Origin of the sequence: Pseudooceanicola marinus (genome assembly GCF_020177265.1) — a bacterium.
In the GTDB taxonomy this organism is placed as follows: Bacteria; Pseudomonadota; Alphaproteobacteria; order Rhodobacterales; family Rhodobacteraceae; genus Pseudooceanicola; species Pseudooceanicola marinus_A.
Window position 1 is genome coordinate 47398 of the sequence record NZ_JAIVMC010000017.1, and the last position, 16965, is coordinate 64362.

16 protein-coding genes and 1 tRNA gene are annotated in these 16965 nt (G+C 65.4%); 9 read left to right on the forward strand and 8 right to left on the reverse strand.

All coding sequences use genetic code 11. The features are described 5' to 3' along the window. Nucleotides 1–75: 75 nt before the first annotated feature. The 3 genes from LC066_RS20510 to LC066_RS20520 are packed head-to-tail and all read right to left on the reverse strand — an operon-like array spanning nt 76 to nt 4329. Nucleotides 76–1722, reverse strand: a complete 1647-nt coding sequence (locus LC066_RS20510) for an acyl-CoA dehydrogenase family protein (RefSeq protein WP_224903166.1) — start codon at nt 1720–1722, stop codon at nt 76–78. Next, the gene (locus LC066_RS20515; RefSeq protein WP_222478243.1) at nt 1719–2480 is read right to left on the reverse strand and encodes an SDR family NAD(P)-dependent oxidoreductase; all 762 of its coding nucleotides are present in this window, start codon (nt 2478–2480) and stop codon (nt 1719–1721) included. The genes LC066_RS20510 and LC066_RS20515 overlap by 4 nt, the downstream gene beginning before the upstream one ends. Before the next feature lie 4 nt (nt 2481–2484). Beyond that, nucleotides 2485–4329 (reverse strand): feruloyl-CoA synthase, encoded by a 1845-nt coding sequence (locus LC066_RS20520; RefSeq protein ID WP_224903169.1) that lies wholly within the window; start codon nt 4327–4329, stop codon nt 2485–2487. Between the two features lie 143 nt (nt 4330–4472). Here LC066_RS20520 and LC066_RS20525 point away from each other — a divergent pair, with 143 nt between their 5' ends. The 6 genes from LC066_RS20525 (at nt 4473) to LC066_RS20550 (ending at nt 9701) form a co-directional block, all read left to right on the forward strand. Further along, on the forward strand, nt 4473–5258 hold the full coding sequence (locus tag LC066_RS20525; RefSeq protein ID WP_222478239.1) for a crotonase/enoyl-CoA hydratase family protein: 786 nt from the start codon (nt 4473–4475) through the stop codon (nt 5256–5258). A gap of 2 nt (nt 5259–5260) precedes the next feature. Continuing rightward, nucleotides 5261–5764 (forward strand): MarR family winged helix-turn-helix transcriptional regulator, encoded by a 504-nt coding sequence (locus LC066_RS20530; protein WP_224903172.1) that lies wholly within the window; start codon nt 5261–5263, stop codon nt 5762–5764. Next, a complete protein-coding gene (locus LC066_RS20535) occupies nt 5754–6629 on the forward strand; it encodes an amidohydrolase family protein (RefSeq protein ID WP_085886617.1) in 876 nt (291 codons plus the stop codon). Before LC066_RS20530 ends, LC066_RS20535 begins: the two co-directional genes overlap by 11 nt. A gap of 32 nt (nt 6630–6661) precedes the next feature. Then, complete coding sequence (locus tag LC066_RS20540) at nt 6662–7786, forward strand: C4-dicarboxylate TRAP transporter substrate-binding protein (protein WP_224903174.1); 1125 nt, start codon at nt 6662–6664, stop codon at nt 7784–7786. Between the two features lie 89 nt (nt 7787–7875). Next, nucleotides 7876–8403 carry a TRAP transporter small permease gene (locus LC066_RS20545; protein ID WP_222478233.1) on the forward strand — a complete coding sequence of 176 codons (528 nt, stop codon included), beginning with the start codon at nt 7876–7878 and terminating at the stop codon, nt 8401–8403. Then, entirely contained in the window at nt 8400–9701 is a 1302-nt protein-coding gene (locus LC066_RS20550) for a TRAP transporter large permease (protein WP_222478231.1), read from the forward strand. The genes LC066_RS20545 and LC066_RS20550 overlap by 4 nt, the downstream gene beginning before the upstream one ends. Nucleotides 9702–9788: 87 nt before the next feature. Here the strand turns inward: LC066_RS20550 and LC066_RS20555 are convergent, their stop codons facing one another. Beyond that, entirely contained in the window at nt 9789–10346 is a 558-nt protein-coding gene (locus LC066_RS20555) for a MarR family winged helix-turn-helix transcriptional regulator (RefSeq protein ID WP_224903175.1), read from the reverse strand. Nucleotides 10347–10597: 251 nt separating this feature from the next. Between LC066_RS20555 and LC066_RS20560 the strand changes: the two genes are divergently transcribed. Beyond that, nucleotides 10598–10671: transfer RNA gene (locus LC066_RS20560), tRNA-Gly, on the forward strand. 166 nt (nt 10672–10837) lie between these two features. On the opposite strand, the gene LC066_RS20565 is transcribed toward LC066_RS20560, so the two are convergent. The 4 genes from LC066_RS20565 to LC066_RS21550 form a co-directional block, all read right to left on the reverse strand. Then, nucleotides 10838–10963 carry a hypothetical protein gene (locus LC066_RS20565; protein ID WP_263625210.1) on the reverse strand — a complete coding sequence of 42 codons (126 nt, stop codon included), beginning with the start codon at nt 10961–10963 and terminating at the stop codon, nt 10838–10840. Between the two features lie 172 nt (nt 10964–11135). Continuing rightward, a complete protein-coding gene (locus LC066_RS20570; RefSeq protein WP_224903177.1) occupies nt 11136–13844 on the reverse strand; it encodes a calcium-binding protein in 2709 nt (902 codons plus the stop codon). A gap of 406 nt (nt 13845–14250) precedes the next feature. After that, nucleotides 14251–15423, reverse strand: coding sequence for an OpgC domain-containing protein (gene opgC / locus LC066_RS20580; RefSeq protein ID WP_224903178.1), 1173 nt, complete (start codon nt 15421–15423; stop codon nt 14251–14253). Between the two features lie 234 nt (nt 15424–15657). Then, nucleotides 15658–15903 (reverse strand): DUF6538 domain-containing protein, encoded by a 246-nt coding sequence (locus tag LC066_RS21550; protein ID WP_318246729.1) that lies wholly within the window; start codon nt 15901–15903, stop codon nt 15658–15660. A 270-nt stretch (nt 15904–16173) separates the two neighbouring features. Between LC066_RS21550 and LC066_RS20585 the strand changes: the two genes are divergently transcribed. Together LC066_RS20585 and LC066_RS20590 are read left to right on the forward strand one after the other, a co-directional pair. Beyond that, nucleotides 16174–16425, forward strand: a complete 252-nt coding sequence (locus LC066_RS20585) for a type II toxin-antitoxin system RelE family toxin (RefSeq protein WP_224903180.1) — start codon at nt 16174–16176, stop codon at nt 16423–16425. A gap of 11 nt (nt 16426–16436) precedes the next feature. Beyond that, nucleotides 16437–16766, forward strand: a complete 330-nt coding sequence (locus tag LC066_RS20590) for a helix-turn-helix transcriptional regulator (protein WP_224903182.1) — start codon at nt 16437–16439, stop codon at nt 16764–16766. Nucleotides 16767–16965 lie beyond the last annotated feature (199 nt).

Consider the following 16965-nt stretch of genomic DNA (forward strand, 5'->3'; position numbering starts at 1 on the left):
CGGGGCAAGCCGTGACGGGGCGAGCCTTCAGGGAAGGATCCGCGCGGCGCGCCCTTGGGCCGCCGCGCAGCAGGGTCAGCCAACCGCGTCCAGCAGTTCGGGCGGCAGGCTGCAGGAGGCCTCCGCCCGGACCATCTCGCTTTCGGCGAAATGCAGGCGATAGCGCGCCCAGGCGCGCCCCTCGTCGCCCAGCCCGGCCAGCCGCGCCGCCATCAGCGCCGATACGGCGGCCCAGCCGGCGCGGAGGTAGCCGTCGGCCTGCCCCAGCAGGACTTTCGTGGAGGCACCCGACGACATCAGCCTGTCAGCCAGGGCGATGAAACGGTCCAGCATCTCGGCGGCGCGGGCCGCCTCGGCCTCGTGGGGCGAGGCCGTCAGCTCTGCCCGGGCGGCACGGGTGAAGGCATCGAGGCTGCGGCCTTCATCCTTCAGCAGGCGGCGCATCAGGAAATCCTGCCCCTGCATGCCCGTGGTCCCTTCGTAGATGGTGATGATGCGCGCGTCGCGCAGGTAGCGTTCGGCGGGCCATTCGCGGGTATAGCCCGCGCCCCCCAGCACCTGCACCGCGCCCGAGGCGACCTCGAAAGAGATCTCGCCGCCGAAGTTCTTGGCCAGGGGCAGCAGGAAGGCGGAGCGCATCTCGGCCTCCGGATCGCCCGCCCGCGCCGCGTCGGTGGTCACCGCCGCCTCGGCCACCAGGGCCGCCAGCAGGGCCGCGTTGGACTGCATGTCCAGCAACTGCCGCCGCACGTCGGGGTGCGACAGGATCGGCACAGGCGGCTCGGACGGCTTGCCGCCCTGCAACCGCTCGCCGGCGTAATGCCGCGCCAGCGCCGCCGCGCGCAGGGCCACGCCCGCGCCCTGACAGCCGGTTTGCAGACGCATCAGCTCGATCATCCTGAACAGGGTCACGAGGCCCCGGCCCGGCTCACCCACGATCTGCCCCTCGGCGCCCTCGAAGCTGAGGACACAGGTGGGCGAGCCGTGCAGGCCCAGCTTTTCCTCGATCCGTTCGACCCGGATGGCGTTGCGGCTGCCGTCGTCCTTCACGTCCGGCACAAGGAAAAGCGACAGGCCGCGCGTGCCCTCCTCCGGGGTGCCGGTGCGCGCCAGGCACAGATGGCCGATGCGCGCCGCCATGTCGTGATCACCGAAGGAGATCCAGCATTTGGGCCCGGTGATCGACCACAGGCCATCGCCCAGATCCGTCGCCCGGGTGCGGATACGTCCCACGTCCGAGCCCGCGTCGGGTTCCGAGATGCAGATCGTCGCGGTCCATTCGCCCGAGGCCAGTTTCGGCGCCCAAGTCGCGGCCAGGTCCGGCGCGGCGGCGATCAGGCAATGGGCGCCTGCACGGGTCGAGCCGCCGATCATCATGAAGGGCATCGCCGCGCCCTCAAACGCCAGAGAAGCGGCCACATGCACCGCCGTCGGCAGGCCCTGCCCGCCGAAGTCCTCGGGCAGGTCGGCGGCCAGCCAGCCGTCGGCGCCCAGACGCGCCAGCGCCTCGCGGTAGCCCTGGGGCGTGCGCACCCGGCCGTTCTCGACCGTGCACCCCTCTTCGTCGGCCCGCCCGGCCAGCGGCGCCAACACCTCCTCGGCCAGGCGCGCGGCCTCGCCGAGGATCATGGTCGTGTCTTCCCGCTCCAGCCCCGCGGCCTCGGCCTGATCGGCCCAGCCCGGGGTCAGGTGCAGGATGTCGGAGATCAGCTCCGCGCTCATTTCGGCTGCATCCGCACGGCGCCGTCGAGGCGGATCACCTCGGCGTTCAGGTAGGCCGTCTCGAAGATGTACTGCACGGTGCGGCCATATTCATCCGGATCGCCCAGACGCTGCGGGAAGGGGATGGTGGCGGCGATGGATTTCTGCACCTCCTCGCCCAGCCCCTCCAGCAGAGGGGTCAGGAAGAGGCCCGGCGCGATGGTGTTCACCCGCACGCCGAACTTCGCCAGCTCGCGCGCGATCGGCAGGGCCATGGCGACGATGCCGCCCTTGGAGGCCGAATAGGCCGCCTGGCCGATCTGCCCGTCGAAGGCCGCCACGGAGGCGGTATTGACGATCACGCCGCGCTCGCCGTCCTCCAGCGGGTCGGTGGGCACCATGCGCGCCGCGGCCAGCCGCAGCATGTTGAACGATCCCAGCAGGTTCACCCTGATGGTGCGTTCGAAATCCTCGAAGGGCAGCGGCCCTTCGCGGCCCACCACGCGGCCCGCCTCGCCGATGCCGGCGCAGTTCACGAGCCCACGCAGGGGCCCCTGCGCCGCGATCGCCTCGTCCAGGGCGGTTTCCGCCGCGACCGGATCGGCCACGTCCAGCGCCTTGGCCACGCCGCCCAGTTCCGCGGCCACGGCCTCGGCCGCCTCGGCGTTGCGATCCACGATGGTCAGCTTGGCGCCCGCCTTGGCCAGGCGCCGCGCAGTGGCGGCCCCCAGGCCGGAGCCACCGCCGGTGACGGCGATATGTGCGTCGGTCAGGTTCATGTCGTCAGGTCCTTTCCATATGCAGGGAGATCACCCGCGGGTCCTCGGACCACAGGTTCTCCACCAGGTCGGCACGGTGGCGCAGCACCGCGCGCTGGTTGATCGAGCCCTTGTCGGTCACCTCGCCCTTCTCGAAGGACAGCGGCACCTCCAGGAACATCATCCGGGTCACCCGGCTGGCCGAGCCGGTGGCCCGCGCCGCATGGGCATCCAGCAGGTCAGCGGCCACACGGCGCACCTTGGGGTGGTTCAGCAGCGCCTCGTCGGTGACGTCCTCGTCGACCATGGCGGCCAGGGCATCCCAGTCGGGCACGACCAGCGCGCCCAGTTCGGTATGCCCCTCTCCCGCCACGACCACGTCCGAGGCGAGCCCCTTCAGGTCGTTGGTCAGCTGCGCGCGCAGGGCGCCCACGGCGACCCAGGTGCCCGAGGCCAGCTTGAAGTTCTCGGCCAGGCGCCCGTCGAAGTAGAAGCCCGCCGCCGGGTTGCCCGGCTCGACGAAGCGGAAGGCGTCACCGAAGCAGTAGAAGCCCTCCTCGTCGAAGGCCTCTGCCGACAGTTTCTCGTTGCGCCAGTAGCCGGGGGTGATGTTGGGCCCCTTCACCCGCGCCTCGTACTTGTCGCCCTGGGGCGCCAGTTTCAGGGTTATCCCGCGCGACGGCACGCCCAGGTTGCCGGCCGTTTCCTGCTTTTCGCAGCACATCAGCGAGAACGGCCCGGTCTCGGTCGAGCCGAAGCCGGTGGCCAGGACCACGCCGCCCTCGACCTCCTGGTCGGCGATACGGGTGATCCGATCCCAGACGGGTTGCGACATGCCGGCGCCCGCGTACATCAGCATTTTCACCCGCTTGAAGAAGGTCTTGCGCAGATCCGCGTCGCGCTCCATCGCGTCCAGCAGCATCTGGTAGCCAAGCGGCACGTTGAAATACCAGGTGGGCGAGACGTCATGCAGGTTGCGGATGGTCCGGCCGATATCCTTCGGCGTCGGCTTGCCATCATCGAGGTAAAGCGTGCCGCCGTTGTAGATCACCAGGTTGAAGACCTTGTTGCCGGCAGCCGTGTGGTTCCAGGGCGCCCAGTCGCAGACCACGGGCGGTTCGTGGTTCAGGAAGCGATAGCTGTCGTTGATCATCACCTGGTTGGAACACAGCATCCGCTGGGTCTGGATCACCGCCTTGGGCGAGCCGGTAGTGCCGGAGGTGAAGAGGAACTTCGCCACCGTGTCGGGGCCAAGCGTTGCAAAGGCCGCCTCCATCTCCGCCGAGGGCTCCGTCGCCGCCAGGTCACCGAAGCGCAGCACCTCGCGGTCCTTCAGCTGGCCGGTGACGCTGACCACGGGAACCGCCGGGTCGAAGACCTCATGGATGGCACGGCCGAAGGGCGTGGCGTCCTCGGCGTAGATCATGCCGGGGGTCAGCTGACCCGCCACGTCGATCAGCTTGCCCAGATCGCCCTTGGCCAGGGCATAGGCGGGCGCCAGCGCGGCGGAGGGCACGCCCACGTGTTGCGCCGCCAGCGCCATGATCGCGTGACGCACCGAGTTGCCCGAGAGAATCAGCAGCGGCCGTTCCGCCGACAGGCCCATCTGCAGCAGGGCCGACCCGATGGCGCGGATCTTTTGCGCCGCCTCGCCATAGCTCATGTGCTGCCAGGCGCCTTCCGGCCCACCGCGTTCAACGATCCAGCTGCGGTCCGGGGCGACCTCGGCCCAGTGCATGAATTTCTCGGTCATGCAGCGGGGATAGGGGCCAAGCTCCTCCTCCTGCCAGACCAGAATCGATCCGTCGTCGCGGGTCTCATGGCGAATGACGGGCGCCCAGAAATCCTGGGCCCGAGAACTGTCGGACATGTGTCTCCTCCGTTTCCAAAAGGCCCGGACAAAACTCTCCTCACTGCCCGGGCTTGGTTGATCAGAGATTGACTCAGCAATTTTATTTTGTCTACTAGGAAACAAATAACAGTCGAAAGACGATGTGGAAGGAGTGCGGTCCGATGGCGGAGACCGAAGGAAAGTCGTTTGTTTCCTATGAGTTGCGCGGCAATGTTGCGCTGATCGGCCTGACCCGGCCGGAAAAGCGCAACGCGATCAGCGACGCGGTGATCGAAGAGCTTGCCCTCGTGATCGAGCGTGCACGCAATGAGGCGAAGGCCGCCGTTATCTTCGGCGAAGGGCAGCATTTCTGCGCCGGGCTGGACCTGGCGGAGCATTCGGAGAAGCCGCTGCTCGAATCGATCATGGGCTCGCGCCGCTGGCATGAGGTCTTCGACCGGATGCAGCGCGGCACCATCCCCTTCTTCGCGGCCCTGCATGGCGCGGTGGTCGGCGGCGGCTTCGAGCTGGCCTCCTCCTGCCAGATCCGCGTGGCGGATGAGACGACCTATTTCGGCCTACCCGAAGGCCAGCGCGGCATCTTCGTCGGCGGTGGCGGCTCGGTCCGGATCGAGCGGCTGATCGGCACCTCGCGGATGACCGACATGATGCTGACCGGCCGTGTCGCCAAGGCCGAGGAAATGGAACGCTGGGGCGGCGTGAACTACCTTGCCCCCGCCGGCGGCGCCATCGACAAGGCCATCGAACTGGCCGAAGAGGCCGCCAGCAATTCCGAGTTCTCCAACTACGCGGTGATGAACGCCCTGCCCCGCATCCGTGACATGTCCTCGGAAGACGGGCTGTTCGTCGAATCCATGGTTTCGGCCCTGGCCTCGATGACGCCCGAAGCCCAGGAACGTCTGCGCGCCTTCCTGGAGAAGCGCGCCAAGAAGGTGCTGGCGGACTGATCATGGCCAGCCCCACCCCAACAGCCCCCGCGCAGAAGATCACGACCGAGAGCCTTCGTGGCTCCCTCGGCTTCCTGTTGCGGGTCGCCCAGCTTCGCTCCTTCGGGCATTTCTTCGCCGTCATGGGCGACGAGGAGGTGCGTCCGGGCGAGGTAACGGTGCTGGACCTGATCCGGGAAAACCCCGGGATCCGGCAGGGGATGGTATCGAAGACGCTGAAGATCAAGCGCGCGCAGATGTCGAAGATGATCCGCGAGATGGAACGCGAGGGCCTGGTGGCCCGCAGCGTGCCGGAGGACGACCGTCGCGCGATCGAACTGCGCCTGACGAAGGAGGGGGAAGCGATGATCGCGGCTATCACCGCGCGCTTCCCGGAGATCGAACGCCGCACGCAGGCCGCGCTGACGCCGGCCGAGGGTGCCGAATTGCGCCGTCTACTGATCAAGCTGAACGGCCTCGACAAGACCAAGGGAGAGGATTCCGATGACCCGGACGATGAACGTTGATGAGCTGATCGCCATCGACTTCCACACCCACGCCGAGGAACCCTGCAAGTGCAGCCGCGATGACGGCTACAACGAGTTCCAGGCCGGCATGGCCAAGTATTTCAAGAACCCCGCCGGGGCCGACGGGATGCTGCCCACCGTGCCGCAGACCGCCGAGTATTTCCGCGAGCGCAAGATCGGCGCGGTCATCTTCCCCGTCGATGCGGAACGCGAGACCGGCTTCCACCGCTATTCCAACGAGGAAGTGGCGGAACTGGCGGCGGAGAACGCCGACGTGCTGATCCCCTTTGCCTCCATCGACCCGCACAAGGGCAAGGCCGGTGCCCGCGAAGCACGCCGCCTGGTACGCGACTACGGGGTGAAGGGGTTCAAGTTCCATCCCACCATGCAGGGGTTCTTCCCCAACGACCGGATGGCCTATACGCTCTACGAGGCGATCGCCGAGGAAGGGGCGATTTCCCTGTTCCACACCGGACAGACCGGCGTGGGGTCGGGCATGCGGGGAGGCATGGGGATGCGGCTGAAGTATTCCAATCCGATGCACGTGGATGACGTGGCGGTGGATTTCCCCGACATGCCCATCGTGCTGGCGCACCCCTCCTTCCCCTGGACCGAGGAAGGCCTGTCGGTGGCCCAGCACAAGCCCAACGTCTACATCGACATGTCGGGCTGGGCGCCGAAATACTTCCCGCCGATCTTCGTGAAATATGCGAATTCGATCCTGAAGAAGAAGATGCTCTTCGGTTCCGACTGGCCTGCGATCACGCCGGACCGCTGGGTGTCGGAATTCCAGGATCTTGACCTCAAGGAGGAGGTCAAACCTTTGATCCTGAAGGAAAACGCGAGGCGTCTCCTGAAGATCTAAGAAAAGACTGTTGAGCAACCAGGGAGGAGAAAATGGTGGCTTTCAAGAAGACGATGATGATCGCGGCGACGGCAGGGATGGCCTTTGCTGCAACCGCCGACGCACGGGACCTGCGGATCGCCTCGGGCGCCCCGCCGGCCCACCCGTCGAACGGCTTCCTCTACAAGCCCTTCGCGGAGTACCTGCCGGAGGAGTCGAACGGCGCTCTCGGCACCATCGAGCTGGGCACCGAGGTCGTGGGGCTGACCCAGATGAAGGACGCCCTGCAGACGGGCCTCGTGGACGTGGGCAACCTGCTGCCGCTCTACTTCCCGGCCGAGCTGCCCAACTTCGCCCTGGCGGGCGAGTTGTCCCTGTCGGGCCGTGACGCCCACGCCATGGGCGCGGCGCTGACCGAATACACCGTCACCTGCGAAATGTGCCAGCAGGAGCTGTCGGACTTCGGCATCGTCTATCTGGGCTCCGGCTCGTCCGACCAGTATGCCCTGCTGACCAAGACCCCGGTCAGCACCGCCGAGGACGTGGCCGGCCTGCGCCTGCGCTCGGGCGGCGCGCCCTATGCCCGCTGGGCCGAACACTTCGGCGCGACCCCGGTCAGCGTGTCGGTGCTGGAAACCTTCGAGGCGATGTCGCAAGGCACCATCGACGGCTCCATGGCCTCCATCGGGGACCTTCTGGCCTTCCGCCTGATCGAGCTGGTGGAACACGTCACGCTGATCCCGCTGGGCACCTACTTCGCCACGTCGAACATGACCGTGGCGCAGCCCACTTGGGCGAGCCTGTCGGCAGAGGAGCGTGCCGCCATGGCCCGCGCGGCCAACAAGGCCAACGCGGACATGACCCAACGCTGGGGCTACGACTTCCCGCAGATCGCCCGCGAACAGGCGCTTGAGGCCGGCATCACCATCGAGGAAGCCTCGCCCGAGTTGATCGAGGCTGCGACCCAGTTCGCCATCGACGACCGCACCGCCGCCGCCGAAATCTCGGCGGAACGCTTCGGCATGGACGATGCGGCCGAGCGCGTGGACGAGTTCGTGCGCCTGATCGAGAAGTGGGAAGCCATCTCGGAAGAGCTGGACCACGACAAGGACGCCATCACCCAGCGTGTCTGGGACGAGGTCTGGAGCAAGGTCGACTTCTCCACCTACGGCGGCTGATCAGATCAGATGCCCATGGTGGCCGGGCCTGTCCCGGCCGCCAGCCCCTTCCCTGCCGTCTCTCCACTCTCAAGACCAGGACACCTGCCATGAAACGTCTTGAAAAGGTCGCGGACCTGCTGTCGCAGGGCCTGGCCCTGATCGGCTCCATCGGCCTGATGGCCATGCTCGTGCATGTCTCCATCGACGTGATTTCCCGCAATATCTTCGACCTGCCGGTCCCCGCCACGAACGAGGTCGTGTCGCGCTACTACATGGTGCTGATCGTCTTCCTGCCGCTGGCCTGGGTTGAACGGCAGCGCACCATGATCACCGTCGAGGTGATGGAAATGGTGCTGGGTCCGCTGGGCCGCCGCCTGTCCGATGCTGCCGTGGGCCTGTTGGCCACGGTCATCTACGCCTCCCTCGGCTGGGTGACCTGGACCGTCGCCCTCAAGAACATGGAGATCGGCACCTTCGTCGATGTCCTGGGCCGGCAACTGCCCGTCTGGCCCAGCTACTTCCTGCCCACCGTAGGGTTCTTCCTGGCCGCGCTGATGACGGCCCTGCGCGTGATCCTGCTTCTGAAAGGTCCCTCGGAGGACCAAGGCTCCAGCCCGGAAAGTGCCCACCCATGAGTGTTGAAACCGGCTTCTACGGCATTGCCGCCCTGCTGATCCTGCTGATCCTGCGGGTACCCGTGGCGCTGGCGATGATCACCGTCAGCTTCGGCGGCATCGTCAGCCTGCTGGGCACCGCGCCCGCCATCGGCATCCTGCAGAACACGCCCTACGACTTCGCCGCGAAGTGGACGATGTCGGCGGTGCCGATGTTCCTCCTGATGGGGTTCGTCGCCTTCCATGCCAACCTGACCTCGGGCTTGTTCACCGCCGCCAAGGTTCTGCTGAAACGCATTCCCGGCGCGCTGGCCATCGCCTCGGTCTTCACCTGCTCGGGCTTTGCCGCCGTCTGCGGCAGCTCCATCGCCACCGCCGCCTCGATGGGGCGGATCGCGATCCCCGAGATGGTCAAGGCAGGCTACTCGCCCTCCATCGCGGCGGGCGCCATCGCGGCAGGCGGCACCATCGGCGCGCTGATCCCGCCGTCGATCATCATGATCATCTACGGGGTCTTCGCCGAGACCTCGATCACCCAGGTCTTCATGGGCGGCGTCACCATCGGCATCATGACCGCCGTGGCCTATTCGCTGGTCATCCTGATCGGCGCCTGGATCCGTCCCGACCTGGTGCCGCCCCGCCCGATCGAGGGCGAGACGCCCCCGCTGGGCAAGGCCCTGATCGACACCTGGCCGGTGCTGGCGCTGATCGTGCTGGTCTTCGGCGGCATGTTCTCCGGCCTCTTCAGCGCGACCGAGGCCGGTGCCGTCGGCGCGGCCGGCGCGCTGATCTGTGCCCTGCTGGTCGGCCGCCTGAACTGGAAGGTGCTGCGCACCTCCCTGCTGGAAACGCTGCAGACCACCGCCTCGCTGCTGATCATCGGCATCGGCGCGGCCATGTTCACCCGCTTCCTCGGCATCACCGGCCTGTCCAACTTCATCGCCGCCCAGGTTAGCGGCGCCGACCTCAGCTACTACCACCTGATGCTGATCGTGGTGGTGATCTACTTCCTGCTGGGCATGGTGATGGAACCCTTCGGCGCCATGCTGGTCACCCTGCCGATCTTCATCCCGATCCTGAACGCCGAAGGCATCAGCCTGGTGTGGTTCGGCGTGCTGGTGGTGAAACTGCTGGAGATCGGCATGGTCACCCCGCCCGTGGGGCTGAACGTCTTCGTCATCCGCAACGTGGCGTCCGAGCACGTCACCACGATGCAGGTCTTCAAGGGCGTCGGCCCCTTCCTGCTGTCGGATCTGGTGGTCACGGCGATCATCGTGATCTTCCCGTCGCTGGTGCTGTTCCTGCCCTCGCTGGTCTAGGGCGGCGCGAGGCACGCGAAACACGAAGGGGCGGCCCGGGCATCGGGCCGCCCCTTTTCGTTTCGGGCCGTACACGAGGCGGTGCGCTCAGTCGCTCTCGCCTTCTAGGTTGGTCAGGAACTTCCGCATGACCCCCATGAAGGTCTCCAGCTCGGCATCGCTGACGCCCTCCAGCATGCGCGCCTCGGCGTCCAGGGCGATGTCCAGCAGCGCCTCGAACAGGACCTGCCCGCTGTCCGACAGCCACCAGCTGCGGCGGCGGACATCGCCGGGGCTGGCCTTCCAGTCCAGGTAGCCACGGTTCGACAGCAGATGCAGCGACCGGCTGATCGCCGACTTGTCCATGCGCAGCAGCGCGCAAAGCTGCGAGGCCGAGGCGCCCGGATGGACGCTCAGCAAGGCGATGACCCGCCATTCCACCACGCCCAGCTCGTAACCGTCGCGGAACGGTCCCGCGATCTGGCGGCTCCAGGCGGTGTGGACGGCGGCCAGCAGGAACGGCGCATAGTGATCGAGATCGAGGCGTCGTTTCCCCGAGGGCTGCGCCTCCGCTTCCCTCCCGGACGCGCCCGCCTCCTGAGCGTGGCTGTCCTCGCGCGTCACGCATTCCTGCTCGGGCCGAACGGCCCCTTTCAATTCCTCCATGCAACTCCCCTCCCCTGGCGTTGGCTGGCGGTTTCGTGAAAATCCGTGAGGAGAATGTCACGGATGGGCCCCGCAAGGCCAGCCTTTGCGGCCGGTTTTCCCGCAAGCGGGCCGCCCCAGGCGTGCTTGCCGGGCAAAGTCGCGGCGAACCGGGGACGACGGCAGGCAGCGGGCGGTGTTTCCCGGCCACATCAGACCCAGATCCCGCTTGACCGGCCCTGCCGGGATGTTCTAGTCAGTCCCCCACCCGAGCGGGCGTTGTGTAATGGTAAGACCCTTGCCTTCCAAGCAAGAGATACGGGTTCGATTCCCGTCGCCCGCTCCAAAAGCTTCCCAAATATCTTTATGTTGCAGAGCCTTGGCCCCAATGGCGCCCTGGTCAGGACCAGAGTGCCGGAAAGCTTGAGCTTTAGCGAAACTTTGGGATGCGCCATTCGTCGCCCCCATCCGCACCATCGGAACCTGACATTAACGATCCATCATCTGCGGAATCATCTTGCCCGAAATGGGAAGCCAGAGCCGGCGGGAGGTGCCGCGCGCGCGCGCTCCTCTCGGTCCTCCAGACTGCTGGGCGAACTGTTGAAACGGCGCTTGGCCGCAGCCGGAATAGTCAGCATGGCGGTTATCAGCAGCGTCCCGACCAGCTTTATGGCAAGCTACCACCTTGATGGCCCTGGCGAGGTTCAACACCCTCTGTCCCCGCTCAGGCCTGATACCTTCAGCGCGGGCGAGATTGGGAATCAGCGTTGCGAGCAGCGACACCGCTTGGTCGGCCTGAGGCGCTCAAACTCAGAATATGAAAGCTTCCGAACTCAGTTGATCCAGGCCGACGCCGACAAGAAGGACCTCACCGGAGCCTTCAAATTGCAGAACGACCCCGCTTTCTGTCTCTTTGACATGATTTTCTATCAGGTCCTCAAACGACCCGACTTGCTCCAAGCCCGAAAGGTCGATGCGCTCAAAACGGTTCGAGGCATCAAAATCTTCGATGCGGTCCGCCCCGAAATTTCCCTGAAAAACAAAGGTGTCGGCATTGAACCCGCCTATCAGCGTGTCATTGCCTTCTCCTCCTTCCAGAACGTCGAAGCCGGCACCGGCATGCAGGACGTCGTCCCCGTCGCCGCCCAGGAGCGTATCGTCTCCCTTGCACGCATACACGCGGTCATCGCCTTGCTGACTTGAAAGCACGTCGTCACCGGACTGACCAAAAAGCGCATCGTCGCCCTGCCCACCGAGCAGGGAGTCGTTGCCGTCCCCGGCGAACAGCCGATCAAATCCCTGGCCACCGTCCAGCAGGTCTGCCCCGTCCCCACCGAAGAGATTGTCGGCCTGATCCCCGCCGTAGAGCGCGTCCGAGCCGGAGCCCCCATCGAGAAAGTCGAAACCGGCGCCGCCGAACAGGGCATCATCATGCGCGCCACCGAACAGGCGGTCCTCATGGATGTCCCCGAAGAGACGGTCGGCCCCCTCATCCCCGTGCAGCTCGTCGTTTCCCGCCCCGCCATAGAGGTTGTCCGCCTGGTGCCCGCCCGACAGGCTGTCGTTGCCGTCGCCGCCCTTCAGCAGATCGAACCCGGCTCCGCCGAACAGGCTGTCGGCGCCTTCGTCGCCGTAGATGCGGTCTTCGTGCGTCCCTCCACTGACGAAATCGTCGCCTGAGCCCGCAAAGATGCGATCGTCGCCATCGCCACCGTAGAGGATGTCGTCCCCCGCCTCGCCGGCCATGCCGTCAGATCCGTCGCCACCGAAGGCCACGTCGTCGACCCCGGTTCCCATGATGCGGTCGTCCCCGCCGGCGCCATCGAAGACCAGGCCGGGAAACAGCTGGAACGCGTCCTCGCCTGCAGTGCCTTTCAGGACATTTCCGCTGGTGAGGTTGGGGATGCCCGGTCGTTCAAGGGCATGCAGGTAGTCGTCGAAGGGCGAGAAGGTGAAGTCGGCCGAGCCGAGTTCGAAGGTCACCCGCCCCTGATCAAGATCATCGGCGGGCGCCTCGTTCTCGTCGATGGACAGCAGGACGAGTTCCCAGGCATTCATCGACAGATCGACCGTCGTGTCCGTCCCGTCGAGCGTTTCGGTCCCGTCGATCCGCAGGACTGGGGTGCCGTCGTTGTCGAGGCTGGACCCGCTGTCCGAGATCAGCCGTGCGATGTGGATCTGCGTCGGATCGGCATCCAGACCATAGGCGGCGAAATCCAGACTGACCTCGGCATCCTTGCTGCTGCTGGCGAAGGTCAGGATCTTTCCGTCCTGCACGAAGCGATAGATGAACAGATCTGCCACACCGTCGCCATCCGTGTCGTAGTCCGTCATCTCTCCATCGACGCTCATGCCGGGCAGCAAGGACCGCATCAGGATGAAGGCCGCGCCGGTAAAGCCGACCTCTAGGTCCTCCTCGCTTCGGCCCGACAGAAACGTGTTCTCGTTATTCTGCAGGATCGGCCAGGCCTGCATGCCGTCGACCCCGCCACTGACCATCTGGTGAAACATCGAGACAACGCCGACAGCCGCTTGCACACCGGCAACCTCGCCATCTCCGAAGGCGCCGTTCTTCAGGTTCCACTCGGAGGCCAGCAGCCGCAGGTCCCTGCTTTCAAGCCCATGTGTCTCGGCATACTCGTCAAATGCCGTTTGCCAGTCCTCGAGAAGCGCCAGATCCTTCTCGAGGTTCTCCTGGCCGTTCGCGGCATCGGCCCAGGGCATGTCCGGATAGAAGTGGTTGGCGACGCCATCAATGGCCGCAAAGAAGTCCTCCAGGCTCTCGACATGCGCATATTCGGTCTCGAGGCCTTCATCGAACAAGTTGTTCAGAAGCGGCGCATTGCCCTTTTCCCCGTACTTGAAGAAGCCCGTTTGCGCGATGATGTCCGGCATGGCCTCCGGCGCGAGACCACTTTCGACCAGAGCCTCTTCGATCCAGACGCTGAAGTTGCGGACCAGAACGGCGAAGTCACGGGTGCTCTCCAGGAGATCCCCGTTGTGTCCGTCCATCCATGCGCCATACTCGTTTCCGATCTCGAAAGCGGAGATCACCCCGCCGTTCGGATGCGCCACGGCGCGCGCGATGAAGTCCTTGAGTTCCGCCTCCACCGCGGCAATCGCCTCTGCGTCATCGCCGGTCAGCACCTCGATGTAACGGATGGTCGGCACCACCACGGTAACGGTGTTTCCCGTCTCCGCAGCATGATCCATGAAGGCGCCGAGGCTGGTCAGGTTGGTGGTGTCCGTCGGATCCGTGAAATTATGCGCGTCGATCGTATGCGCCCCGCCCGCCTCCAGGTGGCGCATGTCCGTCAGGTCAAAGTACTTCTCTGCCAGGGTTCCGCCGGGGTAGCGCAGATCGGTCGCACCGGCCCAGGCCGAAGCCTCGTCGAAGACGCCCTCGTCGCCGACGGTCTGATTGTGACCATCCCGATTGGCCAGAAAATTGGACCCAAAATGGTCGTCGGTGACCCTGTGGTTGCTTGGTTGAGATTCGAGCGAAATTTGTACTGGCATGGGACCCACCTCCAACGGTGGCTTCCTGCGGCATCGGCGAAGCGGCCATCGGTACGGAAACGTGGCAACTTTCGGGCATACCTCCAGCATTGTCGCCATTTGTATCCGGGCAGATGCGTTGCACCTGAGCGCGCAACGGGCCTGCGCCCAGTGAAGACCCTTGAGGAAATTCTGGAGGCTAGCTCTTGGACGACAGCTCATTGGCATTCCGAGCCAGAGCAAGACGGTGGCGTCGAGGGCGGCTGCGATCGAGATCATGTTCGGGCGCCTGACGGATCGGCGACGGAGTGCAACTCGCTACGACAGGCCCCCTGAGGTCGACTTTGCCACCGTCGCAGACGCCGCAACCGTCATGTTCCGGCCATGACGCCGCACCGGGTCCTGACCCTCTCTCGCAGCTTCAGGATCAGGCCGCGATCCGGCGACGCCATCCGCGCTCTCGGATCAGGGGCGGCACCCACATCAGCGCGAGCACGTAGAGGCCCAGGAGCGTATTGATCACCACACCGCTCGGCCCCCAGGCGCTGTCGTAGTAGCGCACTGCATAGACCAGTACGACGTGCCAGGCGTAGACGTGCAGCGAATGCCGGCCGAGCAGGCACAGCGCAGGCCGTGTGAAGACCCAACGCAGACCGGCCGAGATCATCCGGATGGGGGCCAGCCGGTCCTGGCGGCCGGCGATCGCCAGCCAGCTGAACAGGACGGCCGCAGCCACGAAGTTGGCCAGATAGATCAGGCTGAAATTCGAACGCCGGTCGAACGGCCAGAACACCTCCAGCAACTCCTTCGGCATCAGCCCGTGCGCGGTGGCAAAGCGCAGCGGCGCGAAGAGCAGCACGATCAGGAGGGCGCAAAACGCCACGCCGCGCGTCTTCGGACCGAAGACGGCATCCCAGTTGATGCGCCCGCTCGCCCAGAGGGCGCCCAGAATGACCCCGGCGATGAAGAGCGCCTGCCAGCCCATTGGGTCGAAGGCCATGCGCAGCCCCTGCGTGTCCGAGGCCTCCAGCGCCTCGTCCAGCGGCCCCGACCAGATCCGTGCCACCTCCAGCTGGCAGGCGATCCAGCTGAGCGCCGACAGGCCCGCCGCAAGCTTCCAGCGCCCCTCGACGGCCCATCGGGTGACCACGATCGCGGCGCCCATGAAGAAGATGTACATGGGCAGGATGTCCATGAAGGTCGGCTGGAAGGTCAGTGTCAGGATCCCGAGGATCCGCATCGGATCGCCGATCGGCGCCGTGCCGAGCCAGTTGCGCCAGGCCAGGTAGCCCCCGGGGGCGAGGTCCCGGGCCACCAGGGCCAGGAAGATCAGCCCGACCGTCCAGAGCCAGAGCTCCGCCATTCTGGACAGGATGGACCTTCGCATCGCCGCGCGACCGTGGCGCAGAAGGCGGCGCCCCTGGATCAAACCGACCATGAGACCCGAAAGAAAGACGAAGCCCTGCGCACTTTCGACGAACATCAGCTGCCGGAAATGCAGCTCCGTGAGCCAGACGCCGCCCTGCAGGACGAGGTGAGAAAGGGCCATGGTCAGCAGGAAGAACCCCCGCATCCCGTCAAGAAAGTCGAGACGTTTCACGTCACTTGTCCTGGCAATGCCGCCGGCCTCAGGAGAGGAAGGCAAGCTTTCGTCTGGGTCGATGGGCACGGCGTCTCGGGGTCATGGCAGAGCAGCACAAGCTGCTCGATACAGGGAAGTTCGACCTTAGTGCCTTGGAGTGCTCCGGTCTAGCGTTCCACTCCCAGCGTGTCCTGCGTCGGGGCCAGGTCCTGCGCGGGATGTACTCACGACTGCAGCTACCGGCATTGCTCCTCATCTGGCGCAGCATAAGCTTGCCCGGCAGGTCGGTGACCTGACTGTGCAGCTGATACCGGTACTCATCCAGAGACCTGCTGCCCGACGCGCTCTCGCCTTTGCGACCCTCGGGGACCTCGTGCGTCGGAAATAAGTGATGCGGGTCGCTGTGTAGTGGTCTCTCAGCTCTTTCGGGCTGTGGCGACTAAAGTGGAACACTCCGTCTTCCACGAAGGTGAAGGCAGGCGAATTGGTTTCCGACATGGTCTACGGGTTCTAGCTACTGCGAATAGCTAAAGGAAACCCAATGAGTTATCTGCTGAGATGGTGCCCCCACACGGACAGGCAAAGATGGGAAAAAGCTCTGCAATACCAGCGCTACGGCGTCCCAGACCGCCCCCCGCTGCGCCCTCGTGATTTCAACAGGTTGCAGGCCATGTGTCCCACGGTTTCCGGCGGCGCCGAGGCAGGGGGAAGTAGCGGAAACGCTACACTACCTTGACCAAATGTAGCTTTAACGCTACACACCCCCCCATGAAGTCGATCACTTACAAGCCAGCAGCCATCCGCATGCTCCGCAAGATGCCCCGGAACGACGCCAAACGGATCACTGGCAAGATCGAGCAATACGCCGAGGACCCGTCGTCTCTGGCCAACAACGTCAAAGCCCTGAAGGGCCGGGACGGCATACGGCTTCGGGTCGGTGACTGGCGGGTGATCATGAACGATCAGGGCGAGGTCCTGGACGTGCTGACAATTGGCCCCCGTGGCGGGGTCTACGACTGAAGGAGGCGATTATGAACGAAATGGTGACCATTCCCCGCGACGAATACGACCGCCTGCGTCAGGCGGCCGAGGATCTGTCGGACCTGCAGGCCTATGACCGGGCCATGGAAGCCGGCGGCGAAAGCATCCCGGCCGAATACGTAAACCGGATCCTGGACGGCGAGAACCCCGTGCGGGTGTACCGCGACTGGCGCGGCATGACGGCCGCCGCCCTGGCCGAGGCCTCCAAGCTCAACCGCGTCCAGATCACCCAGATAGAAACCGGCAAGCGCAGCGGCAACGTCGAGACCATGAAGAAGCTCGCGGACGCCCTGGGTGTCACCGTGGATGACCTGATCTGAGCCTTGCGAGCTGCGCGTCCTTGGCAATCAGGAAATAGCCTGCTGCCGTCGGCTATGGCAGCAGCCCAAAACGGTCACTCTTGCTAGGGTCAGGACCCATTGTTTTCCGCAGGTTGGCGTGATTCACGGCTCGAAAAACGAGCGGTGACATGTCTGATCTTTTCTGGCTGACCGACGCGCAGATGGCGCGTCTTGAGCC